The organism is Chitinimonas sp. (assembly GCF_036568685.1).
Taxonomy (GTDB): domain Bacteria; phylum Pseudomonadota; class Gammaproteobacteria; order Burkholderiales; family Chitinimonadaceae; genus Chitinimonas.
Window position 1 is genome coordinate 1 of record NZ_DATCSC010000137.1, and the last position, 14,726, is coordinate 14,726.

Below are 14,726 nucleotides of genomic sequence, written 5' to 3' on the forward strand. Positions count from 1 at the left end.
CCCTCAAACCTCCACCGGGTCCATACTCGCCTTAAGCCGCCAGCCATCCAGGCTGAAGCGCAAATTCCGGTACTTCCGCAAATACTGCAGCCCCACCAAGGCGGCCGATGCCCCAGCGGCGGCGCCCACCATAAGTGACCAGCGCGGGCCCATCGTATCTGCCACCCAGCCGACCAGCGGTGCGCCCAGCGGGGTGCCGCCCATGGCCACCGCCAGCAAGATGGCCACCACCCGGCCGCGCATGGCGGGCTCGGTGCTGGTCTGTACCATGCTGTTGGTCGATACCATGAAGGTCTGCGCGCAAAGGCCGATGGGGATGAGCAAAAGGCCGAAGAAGAAGGTATTGGGCATCACCGCGGCCAGGGTACAGCAGAGGCCAAACAGGCCGGCGCCTGCCAGCAGGATGGCCATCTGTGGCTTGCCGCGCCGGGCGGCGAGCAGCGCGCCCGATACCGAGCCGATGGCCATGACCGAGGACAGTACACCGTACTCCCCCGCTCCGGCATGGAAGGCGGTGACCGACATGGTGGAGATGTAGATGGGGAAGTTGAGGCCGAAGGTGCTGACCAGGAACAGCATGATTAAAGCGGCCTTGAGGTCCGGTCGGTTCCAGACATAGGCAAAGCCTTCCATGATGCCCGCCTTGCCCTTGCCGCCCCCGCCGTGGCGCGGGTGCAGCTCCGCCACCTTGAGGAGGCTGAGCGACCACAGCACGGCCGCAAAGGTCAGGGCGTTGCCCAGGAACACCCAGCCCGTACCGACAGAGGCGATCAATAGCCCCGCCACCGCCGGGCCTATCATGCGCGCGGCGTGGAAGGAGGTGGAATTGAGCGCCACCGCATTGGGCAGCGCCTCCTCCCCCACCAGCTCGGAGACAAAGGTCTGCCTGGCCGGTGCGTCGAAGGCGGTGACGCAGCCCAGGAGCAGTGCGAACACATACACGTGCCAGAGTTGCACCAGGCCGGTGACGGTCAAGAGGCCCAGGCCCAGCGCCAGCACGCCCAGGGTGGCCTGGGTGATGTAGAGCAATTTGCGTCGGTCGAACCGGTCCGCCACATAGCCGGTCAGTGGCAGCAGAAAGAGCTGCGGGCCGAACTGCAGCGACATGACGATGCCCACGGCGGTGGCATTGCGGTGGGTCAGTTCGGCCAGTACCAGCCAGTCCTGCGCGGTACGTTGCATCCAGGTGCCCACGTTCGATACCAGCGCCCCCATGGCCCAGGTGCGGTAGTTGTAGCCCTGCAGCGAGCGGAACATCTCGTTCATGGCCGCCCCTCGTCCAGGTCCACCAGGCGCTTAAGCAGGCCCACGGCGTGGGCCAGCTCGCGCTGCTCCTCTACGCTCAGCTTGGCCTGTATGGCCTGGTAGAGCAGATCCTGCCGGGCGGCGCGCGTGGCGGCCAGCTTGTCGCGGCACAGCGGGGTGAGCGAGAGCACGGTCTGGCGGCCGTCGTTGGGGTCGGGCTCGCCGCTGACCAAGCCACCGTTCTTTAGCCCGGCCACCACCTCACCCATGGACTGCGAACGCATGCCCTCGGCCTTGGCCAGTTGGGTCACGGTGGCTGGGCCATCTGCCTCCAGCCGCGATAGCACGCGCGACTGCGCCCAGGTCAGGTCGTCGGCCAAGTGGGCCTTGTCGCGCAGGCGGCGCACCAGCGCCGTCATGGCAAGCCGCAGCTCGGCCGCCAGGGCAAAGCTCGGGTCGTGCTCGTGGGGGTGGGGGCTCATGGCGCTGCCAATATATGAAGGCTACCTTCACAGGTTACCTTCCTACTTTTGCGCAAACAAGCGCCGCTCGTCCGGCTCCGCCATGGGCGTGAAAAAACCGGCCGAAGCCGGTCTTTCTCTTTTGCGGGATGCGGCGAGGAAACGTACTACTTATTCCAGCGCAGGGCGGCGTTCGCTACCCGCTCGCCCAGTGCCTCGGCAGTACGCTGGCTACCCGCAGCCGGGGCCACGTCGGCGCCCTGGTCGGCGTTGGACTGCGCCATCGCACCCAGGAAGGAGCCCAGGTGGTTCAGGTCGTCGGCCGAACCCTTGCTGTTGTTATTGCCCGGCATCAGGCCCAGGCCCACCCAGACCATATGGTGCTGCATGGCAAAGATGTTCAGCTGGATCAAGGTGGCGAGCTTGTCGCCGCTTTGCGATGCCGAGTTGGTAAAACCGGCAGCCAGTTTGTCGCGCCACTTGCCCCAGTGCTTGGACGAGGCATCCATAAAGGTCTTGAACTGGCCCGAGGCGCTGCCCATATAGGTTGGCGTGCCAAAGATGATGGCCTGCGCCTTGTCGTTCAAAAAGTCCCAGTGCTGGTCGATCTGCTCGACTGGGATCAAGGTGACCTTGGCACCCTCGACCTTGCCCACGCCGCGGGCAACGGCTTCGGCAACAACGGCGGTGTGGCCGTAGCCACTGTGGTAGACGATGGCGATATCGCTCATGACAGCTCCCATGAAAGTGAATTGGTGAGCGCACTATACATATCGCACTTTCTTTTCGTAAGTAGTTACAATAAAGTAAGTAACTCACATACGCAGAATGGGATGTCTCCCCATGCACGACGAAAGCCCCTGCCCGGTACAGCGCATCATGCGGGTGCTGATGGGCAACTGGACCACCTATATCCTCTACATCCTGCACCGCAATGGCAGCCAGCGCTTTGGCGTACTCAACCGCGCCATACCCGGCATATCGGCCAAGGTGCTGACCGAGCGCCTGCGCATGCTGGAAGAAGAAGGCCTGGTACGGCGCGACTACAAGCCCACCATCCCGCCCGAGGTGAGCTACACACTCACCGAGCGCGGCCTGGAGCTGCAGGGCGTGCTGAACGGCCTGAATGATTTGGGCATGAAGTGGTACGGGCAGGATCAGCCTGAGCAGGAACAAACCAAGGCAACCGAGCCGGCCTGACGTCGCCCCTACTCACTAGCCCGCCAGCGCCGCGCGGGCTGCCCGGATAGGCGCGAGCAGGTCGATCTCGGCCTCGTAGATGGGACCACCGTCGTCGATGCGTACGTGCTGGCCGTAGGCGAAGCCCGCCTCGACCAGGGCCGCCTGCCACAAGTGCAGCTGCGGCGCGGCCTGGCCTATGCTGCGCTGTACGGCATGCGGCAAGAAGGAAGCATAGATGGCGTGCTTGGGCAGCAAAGCCGCCACATGGCGCTGCCAATCCGCACCAAAGCGTGCCTGCGCGGCACGCGTCTCGTACCGGCAGAAGGGCTTGCCCATGCCCTGCCAAAACACCGCCTGCCCGGCCGGGTCGCGTAAACCGGCCAGCTCCACAAACAGCCGCTCTCCGCTATTGGCACACTGCAGGGCCAGTTCCTGCAAGGCCACACCCAGCATATGGCGCAGCAGCTGAGCCTGCTCGGCCGGCGTGAGCGTCTTGTTGTCCCAGGCCACTTCGCCCAGCTCGGCACAGCCGGTCAGATCATTGCCCAGCAGCAAGGTGTGCTGGCGCTGAAAGAGTCCCAGTTCGCTGGCGGCATGCACCACGGTGCCCACATGGTAGGCATAGCGCGGGGCGTCCAGCCCGGCCCTGACCGTCAGCCGCAAACAGCCCAGCAGCCGGCCCTCGGCATTCTCGGTGAGCAAGAAGCCACCGGCGTGGGTCGGTGCCGTATCAGGCTCGCCAGCCAGCTGGCAGAAGTCCATTCGCAGCGCCTGCAGGGCCGCGAGGTCTGCCGCCTGGGCGGGGCGGGAAGTCAGCTGCAGATAGTTCGCGCTGGTCATGGTTCAACCCAACTTTAATGGTGCCGCACGCACCGTGGCGCCGGCTTGGGTTTGCAGGAGCGAGGCAACCGTCTCAGGCACGCTGAGCCCCTCGCTACCCAGGGTAGCCGGGGCGATGGTGGCGCGAAAGTCCTCCAGCCCGGGCTTGACGATCAGATAGGGGCTACCGGCCGGCGTATCTGCCGCGGTCTGCAGCGGGCCGTGCCAGCCGTTGCGTATGGTCTTGATCAAGGGCAGACGCGATTCCACGATGGGGCCGCCGTCAAAGATGTCGAGATAGGTCTCGGCCTCGAAACCTTCGTCGAGCAGGATGGAAAACGGCAGCTCGGCGTCCGGGTGCAGCTGGCCCAGCGACCACTGCGCCGCTTCGGGCAGGAGCGGCACATAGACGGGCGAGTGCGGCATCAGATCGGCGATGAAGGACTTGCTGCGCCCCTCGCAGAGCTGCTCGATCTGCGGGTAGTCCATATTGAAAAAGCGCCGCCCCACCGCATCCCAGAATGGGCAATGGCCCAGCTCGTCGCAAAGACCGGGGCTTTCGGCCGCGATACGGTCGGAGAAGCGATCGGCGTATTCGGCAATGAACAGTAGGCGCGCCCTCGACAGCAGCTGTGGCGCCAGGGTGTGCTCGTACTCCGGCTCGATATAGAACGAGGTCAGCAGGGTATAGGCGGTCAGGTCGTGGCACAGGTGCAGGGTATGCAGGCGGTGCACCTCGCCCAGCGCTTCGCTGGCGTGTACCAGGTATTCGTTGCGGTAGCTGTAGAAGCGGTCATGAAAGCCGGCCGTAGCGGCAATGCCGCTGGTGCCGATCACCCGGCCGGTGGCACGGTCTTCCAGCACAAAGAGGTAGCGCTCCTCGCCACTTGGGTCGTCCTTGGCCTGAAAGCTCTGTTGCGATAGCAAAAGCTTCTGCCGCAAGCGCTCGCGGTCGCTGGGCAGCGAGTTCACGCCAAAGGCGCTGGCTGCGCCAAAGCGCTCCAGGTCGGGCAGATCGTCCGGCGATGAGGGACGCAAGAGGTAGCCGCTGGTGCTCAAAGGTTCATGCTCCGTTGGAGGTCGGATCCGTGCGCCACGATGCCACCCGCTCGGCGCGTTCATCGCGCGGGCTGCGGCCAAAGTGGGCGCGGTAGACGGTAGAAAAATGCGGTCCGGAGGCAAAGCCGCAAGCGAGGCCGATCTGCATGACCGACTGGCTGCCCTGCTGCAGCATGCGGCGGGCGCGCTTGAGTCGCAGGCCCAGGTAGTAGCGCGAGGGCAGCTCGTCCAGGTGCTGCTTGAAGAGCCGCTCCAGCTGCCGGCGCGATACGCCGATCAGGCGGGCGATCTCCTCAGTGGCCAAGGGCTCCTCAAGGTTGGCCTCCATCAGCGCCAGCGCCTCGGTAAGGTGGGCGCTGCCACCCGCCGCACGGGCATCGTTGCCCAGCCGCTGGCGCTCGTCCGCCGGGCGTATACGCTCCATGCCCAGCTGGGCCGCCACTTCCTTGATCAGCTTGCCACCGTGGCGCTGGCCTAACCAGCTGAGCAGCATGTCGGCCGCGCCGATATTGCCGCAACTCAGGCGGTTGCGGTCTATCTCGTAGAGCTTGGCCGAGGCGATGCAGTGCGGATAGGCCTCGGCGAAGTCTTCCAGCTGCTCCCAGTGCAGGGTGGCGCGATAGCCACGCAAGAGCCCGGCCCGCGCCAGAAGGCTGGCGCCGCAGCCCATGCCACCCATTACCACCCCCAGCGCCGCCAGGGTACGCAGGGTATCGATCAGGCCCTGGTTGCAGGATCTGTCGCCCAGGGGTGGGCCACACAGTACAAACAGCGCGTCGAGGCTGCTGCCAGCGTGCAGGCTGTCACTCACCTGCAGCTGCGCGCCCTGGGCCGAATCCACCGCCTCGCCATATTCAGACAGCAGCACGGCACGGTAGCGGGCCTGGCCCAGCTGCTCGTTCAGTGCCGTGATCACCTCCAGTGCAGCGCTCAAACCGCCCAGGGCGAAGCCCGGAGTGAGCAGAAAGCCGAAGCGCTGCGGGCTGTCGGATGGGGGCGTATCCCAGCTCATGGCAGCTCGTCTTACTCCGACCAGGCCTGGAAGAGCGGTCGCTGCATGCGTACCGGCAGCACGTCGAGGTAGAGGTTGGCCACGGTGTAGTCCTCGCCGCCCTGCCGGCTGGTATACCAGCCCAGGCTGCCTTGGCCCTTGTAGAGCCGGAAGCTGAAGCCCAGCTGGCCCTTGGCATCCGTCGCTTGCGGCTCGCCGGCAAAGGCCAGGCCATGTACCTCGGGCAGCTTGTTGTCGATCAAATTGGTCATGGCATGCACGATGGTGTTGTCACCCAGCATGTCGGGGTAGAAGGGCTGGTTGTCAAAATAGGGTCGGTAGTCAGTGGCGCTGGGGTCGATGCGGGTATCGGCCAGCTTCTCGGCCGAGGGTAGCACCGTCCGCTGCTTTAGATCATAGCGGTCGCCATGGTCCAGATAGCTCAGCTTGACGCCTTTTAGATTAAAGGCCCCCAGCGTTTTGTCCTGGCGGGCATCGGCGAGGTCCACCAGCAGTGCGCCACGGGCGCCGATCACCTCGACCTCGTCGCCGTGCACGATCACGGCCGAGTTCTCCTCCACCCCCAGGCCCAGCTTGTAGCCCTTGGCTACCATCATGGGCAGGATGCGGCCTATGCGCCCACGTTTGAGAAAGTGCTGATCCACAAACAGGGCGGGGCCGACAAAGCCCAGGCCCTGCGCCACTTCGCGGCCCTCGCGCAATTCGCCTTGCAGTACCCGCAGGGTATCGGGCGCGTCGCGGAACATGGTGCTGCTCATGATGGCCGCGCCAGCACTGCTGCCCGCCACCACACCGCCACGGCGGTAGACCTGCCAGATGGCATCAAGCAGCGGCGTCGCCTTGCCGCCCGGGGCCAGGGTATCGACGATGCGCTCCTGCGCACCGCCGGCAAAATAGACGCCCTGCGCCGCCAGTATCTTCTCCACCAGCGCCGGGTCGTTCACCGCCTCGTTCGCCGGCCGGCCTGGCCAATTGGGCGCCACCGGCAGTACTTCAGATTGCGCACCGGCCCGGCTCAGCGCCTCGGCGATCTGCGCGCCGGCCTTCTCCGGCTTGCCAGCCGCCGCCGGCACTACCACAAAGCGCGCGCCCTGCCCGCCCGCCAGCTGCACCAGCCGGCCCCAGACCTCGGCATTCCTGAATGACAGCGCACCGCCTATGGGTACGGCGTAGCCCGTTGGCGCCGCATTGCCAACCGGCAGCGGTGCTTGCGCCAGCGCACCGGCAGACAGGGTAGCAGCCAGAAATAGGCGAACAGCGGTAGCGAGGACAGTCATGGGTGATCTCTGGGTGTTGGATCGTTCTGGGCCGATCTTGGCAGCGACGGGTAGGGCTTGTCATGCACCACGGCGCCGCGCGCCATGCTCGCAAAAACACATGTCGCTTTTAGGAAAACGGCGTGGGCTGCACGCCACAATATTTTCTTTGAAAGCGACCGGATCTTTTCTGACTGCGACCGGAGCCCCGCCACCGGCTACCCCCGTCAAACAACTGTGCCCAGAGTTCGCCACCGATGCATCGCCTGTCGGGCCAACACCCGACGACAGCAAAAAACCGGCAGCCGGCATCGCAGGGAACGAACACACGGACCAGGAGAGATTTGATGAGCAAGCGCAATCAGCAGCACCATCGCCCCGCCCCGGGGTGCTTCACCCTCAGCCCCACTGCCCGGGCCATCGCCCTGCTGCTGGGTCTGGCCGCCGGCAACGCCCAGGCGGACGAACCCGCCGCCAAGGACAAGATCGAGATCACCGGCTCCAGCATCAAGCGCCTGGCAGGCGAAGCCGCCCTGCCGGTGCAGACCCTCAAGCGCGAGGACATTGCCAAGACCGGCGCCACCACGGCGGCCGAGATCATGAAGAACATCAGCGGCAACGCCGCCCAGCTGACCGATGGCGCCAGCATTACCGACAACACCGGCGGCCAGCGCGGCTTCAACGGCGCCAATCTGCGCGGCATCGGCGTCTCGTCCACCCTGATCCTGCTCAATGGCCGGCGCATGGCCAACTTCGCCTCGCCCGGCGATAACTCGGGCGTGGACCTCAACAATATCCCGGCTGGCGCCATCGACCGGGTGGAAGTGCTCAAGGACGGCGCCTCGGCCATTTATGGTACCGATGCCATCGGCGGGGTGATCAACTTCATCACCCGCAAGGACTACCAGGGCGCGGACGTGAACGTCTACGCCGCCCGCACCCAGGAAGGCGGCGCCGACAAGACCACCGCCTCGCTGGGCGGTGGCTATGGCGATATCGGCCGCGACCGCTTCAATGTGTTCGGCGTGTTCGACGCGCAAAAGCTGGGCGGGCTGCGCTCCACCGAGCGGGACTTCCTCAAGGACCGCCCGCTGGCCACCACCCTGCCCTTCTATATGTCCAGCCGCACCTTCCCGGCCAATATCCGGCTCAGCAGCGGCCAGCGCAATGCGCTCACCGCCGCGGGTTACCAGATCGGCGGCAAGACGGTGACCGAGCGCACCATCAACCCCTACGCCCCCGGCTGCAACCCGCCGGCCACCGTGTACGCCGCCGACAATCTGGCGCAGGCCTGCAGTTTTGACTACATGCAGGACACCGAGCTCTATCCCGAATCGAAAAAGCTCTCCTTCCTGGGTCGTGGCGTGTTCCAGCTCAACGACACCACCCAGCTCTTTGCCGAGGCGCTGCGCAGCCAGAGCAAGACCCGCTATGTGGCGAGCCCCAACCCCATCGCTATCACCGGCGTACCGGTGGCCAGCGTCAACAGCTTCCTGGCCAAGCCCCTGCCCATCAGCGGCACGGTGGAAATCCGCCTGCGCGCCACCGAGGCCGGTAACCGCACCAATGAAGTGACCAGCGACGCCGACCGCTTTGTGGCCGGCCTCACCGGCACGCTGCGCGACTGGGACTACAACGTCGCCGTCAACCGCGCCAGCAACAAGGTGACCGATGCCATGGAAGACGGCTACTTCCTCTACAAGGAGTTTGTGGCCGGCGTGGTCGGCGGGCAGATCAACCCCTTCGGCGCCTCGTCCCAGGCCGGCCGGGACCTGATCAACCGCATCCGCGTGCAGGACGAAGGCCGCCGCTCCAAGGGCACCACCACCACGCTGGACGGCAAACTCTCCGGCAGCCTGATGGAGCTCGATGGCGGCAGCCTGGGCATGGCCGTGGGCGCCGAAGCCCGCCGCGAGAGCACTGACTTCACGCCCTCGGCGCTACTCACCAGCAACAATATCCAGGGCGACCGCAGTTCCAGCGGCGACGCGCTGGTGGCGAGCAGCAACAGCCGCAACGTCAAGGCCCTGTATGGCGAGCTGAACGCCCCCTTCAGCCGCGCACTGGAGCTGCAATTCGCCCTGCGCTACGACAACTACAGCGGCGTGGGCAGCACCACCAACCCCAAGCTGGGCCTGCGCTGGCAGCCGAGTAAGACATGGCTGATGCGTGCCTCGGCCGGTACCGGCTTCCGCGCCCCCACCATCAATGAGCTGACCCGCCCGACCTCCTTCGGCAGCACCTCGTCCATCCTGACCGATACTGCCTGCGTGCAGGCCGGCAACGCCCTGGCAGACTGTACCGACCAGTGGCGGGTGGAGCGCCGCAGCAACCCCAATCTCAAGCCCGAGAAGTCGCGCCAGTTCTCCTTGGGCCTCGTGGTCGAGCCCACCGGCACCACCAGCGTGAGCCTCGACTACTGGGCCATCCGCAAGAAGGACGTGATCAGCGACCTGACCGAGCAGATCATCCTAGAGAACCCGGCCAAGTACGGCAATCTGGTCACCCGCGACAGCGACGGCTTTATCACCAACATCCTGCTGCAAAAGCAGAACCAGGGCGAGCTCAAGACCTCGGGCCTGGACCTGGAAGCCAACTACCGCGGCACCCGCACCGACTACGGCCGCTTCTCCGCCAGCCTGAGCGGCACCTATGTGCTGGAATACAAGCGCCAGTTCGGCCCGGAGGAGCCCTTCCGCAGCAACCTCGGGCTCTTCCTCAACGACCAGGTGATCCAGCGCTGGCGCCACCGTCTCTCGGCCGACTGGGAATACGGCGCGGTAGGGCTGACGCTGGGCAACACCTTCTATTCGGGCTACCACGACCACAACACGGCCTTCAACCCGAATACCGACGAGCTACTACCGGCGCGGGACGTCTCGTCCTATTCGCTGTGGGATCTGTCGGGCTCCTGGAAGGTGAACAAGCAGTTCAAGCTCAGGGTCGGCATCCAGAACCTGTTCGACAAACAGCCGCCCTATTCCAACCAGGGCTACTACTTCCTGGCCACCTACGACCCGAGCTACACCGACCCGCGCGGCCGCACGGTCTACCTGTCGGCCAGCTATGCCTTCCAGTAAGGCTTGATACCACCACCCCGACCCGACCCAGGCGCTGCCTGGGTCTTTTCATTCCAGCAGGCCGCATCGCCGCCCCTACCCGCCACGCGGCGACAGTCGGGGATTGCACCATCAATACTTATTGGTAAAAATAGTTACCAATAAGTAAAGGAGCGCATGATGGCAGCAATCTGGATCACCGGCGCCACCGGTGCGGTTGGCTCGGCCTTGGCACACCGGCTGGCAAAGAGCGGCCGGCCCCTGGTACTCAGCGCAAGGGATGAGTCAGCGCTTAACGCCCTGGCAGAGACACTCAGCGTTCCGATCTCCATCCAGGCTGGCGACTTGAGCTACCCGGAAGTGGCCGCACGCCTGCTGGCTGCGGCCGAGGCCGAAGTCGGGCCGGTGGTCGGCTTCGCCCATTGCATCGGTTCCACCCTGATCCGCCCATTGCACCTGACCTCAGACGATGATCTGGAGCAGGTGATGCGGCTCAACTACTTCAGCGCCGCCTGGGCGCTGAAGGCCTTTATCGCCCTGCAGCTTGCACAGCGCCGCCCTGCCAGTGCCGTGCTGGTCGGCAGCGTGGTCGCCCACGCCGGCTTTCCCAACCACGAGGCCATCGCCTCGGCCAAGGCGGCGGTCGATGCCTTGGCGCTCAGTGCCGCGGCCAGCTACGCCGAGCGCGGCATACGGGTGAACTGCGTACACCCAGGCCTCACCGCCTCTCGCCTCTCGGCCCGGCTCACCGGTACGCCCGAGCTCGCCGCCAAGCATGGCAAATCCAACCCCCTGGGGCGGATCGGCCAGGGCGACGACATCGCGGCCATGCTCGCCTTCCTGCTCTCGGATGACGCCAGTTGGGTCACCGGGCAGTCGGTCGGCGTGGACGGTGGGCAGGGCCTGATCCACCCATTGCCCAAGGCCTGATTGCCGCCAGCCTCCGAGCCCCCTCCGCCCATGGCCCACGCCAAACCCCACCTGCCCTCCAAGCTCTGCGCGAGCTGTGGCCGCCCCTTTGCCTGGCGCAGCAAATGGCGCCGGGACTGGGATTCGGTCCGCTATTGTTCGGAGCGCTGCCGCCGCACCCGGGGGCGGGAGCAAGCCACAGCATGACGGTGCTGCGGCTGATCCTGGGCGACCAACTGAACGCCGCCCACCCTTGGTACCGCGAGCGCGACGAGCAGGTCGTCTACGTGATGATGGAAGTGCGCAGCGAGACCGACTATGTGCGCCACCATGCGCAAAAGGTGCTTGCCCTGTTTGCCGCCATGCGCGGCTTCGCCGAGGCCTTGCAGGCAGCCGGCCACCGTGTGCACTACCTGCCCATCTCCGCGACCGAGAATCGCCACAGTTTTGCCGCCAATCTGGCCTGGCTGGCAGCCCACTATGGTGCGAGCCGCTGGGAGCGGCAGGAGGCGGACGAATGGCGCGTGGAAACCGACCTGGAAGACGCCGCCAACCACTTGGGGCTACCGTGCAAGGTAGTCGACAGTGCCCACTTCCTGGCCAAGCGCAGCGAATTGGCGGCCGAGTTTGCCGAGCGGGTGCCACGCATGGAGCACTTCTATCGTGAGATGCGCAGACGTGAAGGCATCTTGCTGGGCGCAGATGGCAAGCCGTACGGTGGGCGCTGGAACTTCGACAGCGAAAACCGCGCCCGTTGGCCCGGCACGCCACCGGCACCCGCCTGGCCCTGGCAGGCGCATGACCGCTTCGCACTGTGGGTCGAGATCCAGTCCGCCGGGGTCCAGACCATGGGCGAGCCCAGCGCGCAAGCACTGCCTTGGCCACTGAGCCGGCGCGAGGCACGCGACGGCCTGGCGCACTTCATAGACCACGCCCTGCCCTACTTCGGCCAGTTCCAGGATGCCATGAGCCTAGCATCCGGCACCCTGTTCCACTCCGGCCTGAGCTTTGCGCTCAATACCAAGATGTTGCATCCACGCGAGGTGATCCAGGCCGCGGTGGCCGCCTACCAGGTCGGCAAGGCCCCGCTGGAAAGCGTGGAGGGCTTTGTACGGCAGATCCTGGGCTGGCGGGAATTCGTGCGTGGCGTGTATTGGGCCAGGATGCCGGGCTACGCCCAGCTCAACGCCCTGGCGGCCGAAAGGCCGCTACCCGCCTGGTACTGGAGCGGCGAGACGCAGATGGCCTGCCTGCGCAAGGCCATCACGCAATCGCTGCAGACTGCCTATGCCCATCATATCCAGCGGCTGATGGTTACCGGCAACTTCGCCCTCCTGGCCGGTTGCCAGCCGGATGAGGTGGATGCCTGGTACCTGGGCATCTATATCGATGCCTTCGAGTGGGTGGAGATGCCCAATACCCGTGGCATGAGCCAATACGCCGATGGCGGCATCGTCGGCAGCAAGCCCTATGTGGCGGGCGCCAACTATATCCGCAAGCAGTCGGACTACTGCCAGGGCTGCCGCTACGACGCCAAGCAGCGTGTGGGGCAGGATGCCTGCCCATTCAACACGCTCTACTGGCATTTTCTGGATCGCCACGGCGACCGCCTGCGGCACAACCCGCGCATGGCGCTGCCACTCAAGCACTGGCAGCACACCGACGCCGACACGCAACAGGCGGTACGGGCGCAAGCCGAGTCCTACCTCGCCCGGCTCGATACGCTCTGATCACTCAGGCAGGCTGCATGGCCGGCAAGGCCTTGCGGTAGCGCTTGAGCTCGGCCACCGTGGTGAACTTCTCGCCGAACAGGCTGGAGAGATTGCGCAATATGCCGCCCACCACCCGCGCCTCACAATCGGCATCGAACAGGATCTGCTGGTCCAGCCAATGCTCGAGCCAGGCGGGGTCGGGCAGGCGGGACTGGATGGTGTCGCGCGGGAACTCGGCCTGGGAGACATGCAGGTTGGTCGGGTGCAGGGGCTTGCCTGCCCGGCCCGGACTGGCCATCAGGATACCGAGCTTGGCAAAGGCCGAACGCGCTACATCGCCCTGCCGCGCCAGTGCGCGCTTCATGTACTTGAGGTAGACCCCGGCATGGCGGGCCTCGTCGCGTGACAGCAGGTCATAGATATGACGTATCACCGGTTCGCTGTGCCAGTCCGCCGCCCGCCGGTACCACTGCGTCAGGCGGATCTCGCCGCAGAAGTGCAGCATCAGGGTCTCCAGCGTCGGCGCGGGGTCGAACTCGAAGCGGATGGCATGCAGCTCGGCCTCGCTCGGTACCAGCTCGGGCCTGAAGCGCCGCAGGTACTCCATCAACACCAGGGCGTGCTTCTGTTCCTCGTAGAACCAGATCGACATAAAGGCCGAAAAGTCGCTGTCATCGCGGTTATCACGCAAGAACATCTCGGTCGCCGGCAGCGCTGCCCATTCGGTGATGGCGTTCATCTTGATGGTCACGGCCTGTTCCTCAGAGAGCAGACCCGCATCGAACGCATCCCAAGGCACATCGTCCGCCAGGGACCAACGGGCCGATTCAAGTGACTGGAAGATTTCCGGGTAGAGCATGATTCCCTCAAGCAAACATCAACTGACGACAATGCAGAACTGCAATCAACGCGCCTGGAACCGCCGCCGCAACCAGGCGATCACCCCGCCCAAGAGCGGTAGCTTCTGCCACAGCTCCTCGGCGGGGTCCCAGTAGTCGCGGTGCAGGGTGATCTTGCCCTCGGCGTCGAACAGCATGCGGCTACAGCCGTGTATGGTGTAGTCCTTACCCCGCAGGCCAAAGTGGAAGTCCCAGGTCACAAAGAGCTGCGCGCCTTGCGTCACCTGCTCCAGCACCACAAAGCGCGGCTGCTGCGTGGTTTCGAACATATGGGCAAAGATGCGCGTGATGGCCGCATGGCCCTGCACCTCGTTGAAGGGGTCCTTGAAGCAGGCCTCCGGGTGGTAGAACAAGGGCAGTAGCTGCAGTCGGTCCGGGTTGAGACTCTGGTACCAGTCGAGTACAGCACGGTGGCTGGCGCTGAAGTGGGTGTGCATGTCGTTCATATCGGTCCCGCAATTTTGCTCAGGGCGGCAAAGCGCCAGCGGTAGGGCAGAAAGCGCGCCCACTTGAGCGGTAGTGTGAACTGCCAGGGAAAGCTGATCTCGAAGCGTCCGGCCGCAAAGCCGGCCAGGATGGACTGGGCCGCCTGTTCCGGTGTTTGCAGCGAGGGCATGGCGAAGTTGTTCTTGGCGGTCAACGGCGTGCGCACAAAACCGGGGTTGACCAGGTAGACACCCAGCCCGCGCGGGTGCAGGTCCACGTAGAGCAGCTCGGCGAGGTTGATGAGCGCGGCCTTGGTAGGACCGTACACGGTCGCATTGGGTAAACCCATATACCCGGCCACGCTGGCCACCAGCACCACCCCGCCTTTGCCCTGGTCCAGCATGCCGGGCAGGACGGTATGCAGGCCATGGTAGACACTGGTGAGGTTGGTCGCCACCGTCCGCTCCGTTTGGTCGGGTACCAATTGCCAGGCACGTTGCGGGTGGTAGTCGGCCGCACAGAAGATCACCAGATCGGGCGCTGACCACTGCAGGGAGAGCTGTTGCCAGGCCTGCTGCCAGCCGGCAGCGTCGCTCACATCCAGCGGCAGCACCATCGCCCCACCGCAAGCATGCGCCACCTCGCGCAAGGCGTCGGCACGGCGGGCCGAGAGCGCCAGCACGGCAC

15 protein-coding genes are annotated in these 14,726 nt (G+C 65.3%); 5 read left to right on the forward strand and 10 right to left on the reverse strand.

Annotated features, from left to right (window positions below; translation table 11 throughout):
• Positions 1-3: 3 nt before the first annotated feature.
• From VIM95_RS20015 to VIM95_RS20025, 3 genes are all read right to left on the reverse strand, one after another.
• Positions 4-1,266: an MFS transporter gene (locus tag VIM95_RS20015; RefSeq protein ID WP_331989260.1), complete on the reverse strand. Its 1,263-nt coding sequence runs from the start codon at positions 1,264-1,266 to the stop codon at positions 4-6.
• Positions 1,263-1,727, reverse strand: a complete 465-nt coding sequence (locus VIM95_RS20020) for a MarR family winged helix-turn-helix transcriptional regulator (RefSeq protein ID WP_331989261.1) — start codon at positions 1,725-1,727, stop codon at positions 1,263-1,265. The genes VIM95_RS20015 and VIM95_RS20020 overlap by 4 nt, the downstream gene beginning before the upstream one ends.
• A gap of 146 nt (positions 1,728-1,873) precedes the next feature.
• The gene (locus tag VIM95_RS20025) at positions 1,874-2,437 is read right to left on the reverse strand and encodes a flavodoxin family protein (protein WP_331989263.1); all 564 of its coding nucleotides are present in this window, start codon (positions 2,435-2,437) and stop codon (positions 1,874-1,876) included.
• A gap of 112 nt (positions 2,438-2,549) precedes the next feature.
• On the opposite strand from VIM95_RS20025, the gene VIM95_RS20030 reads away from it, so the two are divergent.
• Complete coding sequence (locus VIM95_RS20030) at positions 2,550-2,906, forward strand: helix-turn-helix domain-containing protein (protein ID WP_331989265.1); 357 nt, start codon at positions 2,550-2,552, stop codon at positions 2,904-2,906.
• Between the two features lie 15 nt (positions 2,907-2,921).
• On the opposite strand, the gene VIM95_RS20035 is transcribed toward VIM95_RS20030, so the two are convergent.
• The 4 genes from VIM95_RS20035 to VIM95_RS20050 are packed head-to-tail and all read right to left on the reverse strand — an operon-like array spanning position 2,922 to position 7,055.
• On the reverse strand, positions 2,922-3,728 hold the full coding sequence (locus VIM95_RS20035; protein ID WP_331989267.1) for an arginine N-succinyltransferase: 807 nt from the start codon (positions 3,726-3,728) through the stop codon (positions 2,922-2,924).
• A gap of 3 nt (positions 3,729-3,731) precedes the next feature.
• A complete protein-coding gene (locus VIM95_RS20040) occupies positions 3,732-4,766 on the reverse strand; it encodes an arginine N-succinyltransferase (RefSeq protein ID WP_331989269.1) in 1,035 nt (344 codons plus the stop codon).
• Between the two features lie 4 nt (positions 4,767-4,770).
• Entirely contained in the window at positions 4,771-5,778 is a 1,008-nt protein-coding gene (locus VIM95_RS20045) for a GlxA family transcriptional regulator (protein ID WP_331989271.1), read from the reverse strand.
• A gap of 11 nt (positions 5,779-5,789) precedes the next feature.
• A complete protein-coding gene (locus VIM95_RS20050) occupies positions 5,790-7,055 on the reverse strand; it encodes a cyanophycinase (protein ID WP_331989273.1) in 1,266 nt (421 codons plus the stop codon).
• 326 nt (positions 7,056-7,381) lie between these two features.
• Here VIM95_RS20050 and VIM95_RS20055 point away from each other — a divergent pair, with 326 nt between their 5' ends.
• The 4 genes from VIM95_RS20055 (at position 7,382) to VIM95_RS20070 (ending at position 12,732) form a co-directional block, all read left to right on the forward strand.
• Complete coding sequence (locus tag VIM95_RS20055; protein ID WP_331989275.1) at positions 7,382-10,114, forward strand: TonB-dependent receptor; 2,733 nt, start codon at positions 7,382-7,384, stop codon at positions 10,112-10,114.
• Between the two features lie 156 nt (positions 10,115-10,270).
• Positions 10,271-11,023 (forward strand): SDR family oxidoreductase, encoded by a 753-nt coding sequence (locus VIM95_RS20060; protein ID WP_331989277.1) that lies wholly within the window; start codon positions 10,271-10,273, stop codon positions 11,021-11,023.
• 30 nt (positions 11,024-11,053) lie between these two features.
• Positions 11,054-11,209: a DUF2256 domain-containing protein gene (locus VIM95_RS20065; RefSeq protein ID WP_331989279.1), complete on the forward strand. Its 156-nt coding sequence runs from the start codon at positions 11,054-11,056 to the stop codon at positions 11,207-11,209.
• Complete coding sequence (locus VIM95_RS20070) at positions 11,206-12,732, forward strand: cryptochrome/photolyase family protein (protein ID WP_331989281.1); 1,527 nt, start codon at positions 11,206-11,208, stop codon at positions 12,730-12,732. The genes VIM95_RS20065 and VIM95_RS20070 overlap by 4 nt, the downstream gene beginning before the upstream one ends.
• A 4-nt stretch (positions 12,733-12,736) precedes the next feature.
• On the opposite strand, the gene VIM95_RS20075 is transcribed toward VIM95_RS20070, so the two are convergent.
• The 3 genes from VIM95_RS20075 to VIM95_RS20085 form a co-directional block, all read right to left on the reverse strand.
• Positions 12,737-13,573 (reverse strand): ferritin-like domain-containing protein, encoded by an 837-nt coding sequence (locus VIM95_RS20075; protein ID WP_331989283.1) that lies wholly within the window; start codon positions 13,571-13,573, stop codon positions 12,737-12,739.
• 45 nt (positions 13,574-13,618) lie between these two features.
• Positions 13,619-14,059 carry a nuclear transport factor 2 family protein gene (locus VIM95_RS20080; protein WP_331989285.1) on the reverse strand — a complete coding sequence of 147 codons (441 nt, stop codon included), beginning with the start codon at positions 14,057-14,059 and terminating at the stop codon, positions 13,619-13,621.
• Positions 14,056-14,726 (reverse strand): SDR family NAD(P)-dependent oxidoreductase (locus VIM95_RS20085; protein WP_331989287.1); only part of this gene is annotated, 671 nt, incomplete at its 5' end. The genes VIM95_RS20085 and VIM95_RS20080, both read right to left, overlap by 4 nt.

Coding starts and splice junctions, on each gene's coding strand:
- VIM95_RS20015 (WP_331989260.1), bottom strand. CDS start 1,266: ATGAACGAGATGTTCCGCTCGCTGCAGGGCTACAACTACCGCACCTGG.
- VIM95_RS20020 (WP_331989261.1), bottom strand. CDS start 1,727: ATGAGCCCCCACCCCCACGAGCACGACCCGAGCTTTGCCCTGGCGGCC.
- VIM95_RS20025 (WP_331989263.1), bottom strand. CDS start 2,437: ATGAGCGATATCGCCATCGTCTACCACAGTGGCTACGGCCACACCGCC.
- VIM95_RS20030 (WP_331989265.1), top strand. CDS start 2,550: ATGCACGACGAAAGCCCCTGCCCGGTACAGCGCATCATGCGGGTGCTG.
- VIM95_RS20035 (WP_331989267.1), bottom strand. CDS start 3,728: ATGACCAGCGCGAACTATCTGCAGCTGACTTCCCGCCCCGCCCAGGCG.
- VIM95_RS20045 (WP_331989271.1), bottom strand. CDS start 5,778: ATGAGCTGGGATACGCCCCCATCCGACAGCCCGCAGCGCTTCGGCTTT.
- VIM95_RS20050 (WP_331989273.1), bottom strand. CDS start 7,055: ATGACTGTCCTCGCTACCGCTGTTCGCCTATTTCTGGCTGCTACCCTG.
- VIM95_RS20055 (WP_331989275.1), top strand. CDS start 7,382: ATGAGCAAGCGCAATCAGCAGCACCATCGCCCCGCCCCGGGGTGCTTC.
- VIM95_RS20060 (WP_331989277.1), top strand. CDS start 10,271: ATGATGGCAGCAATCTGGATCACCGGCGCCACCGGTGCGGTTGGCTCG.
- VIM95_RS20065 (WP_331989279.1), top strand. CDS start 11,054: ATGGCCCACGCCAAACCCCACCTGCCCTCCAAGCTCTGCGCGAGCTGT.
- VIM95_RS20070 (WP_331989281.1), top strand. CDS start 11,206: ATGACGGTGCTGCGGCTGATCCTGGGCGACCAACTGAACGCCGCCCAC.
- VIM95_RS20075 (WP_331989283.1), bottom strand. CDS start 13,573: ATGCTCTACCCGGAAATCTTCCAGTCACTTGAATCGGCCCGTTGGTCC.
- VIM95_RS20080 (WP_331989285.1), bottom strand. CDS start 14,059: ATGAACGACATGCACACCCACTTCAGCGCCAGCCACCGTGCTGTACTC.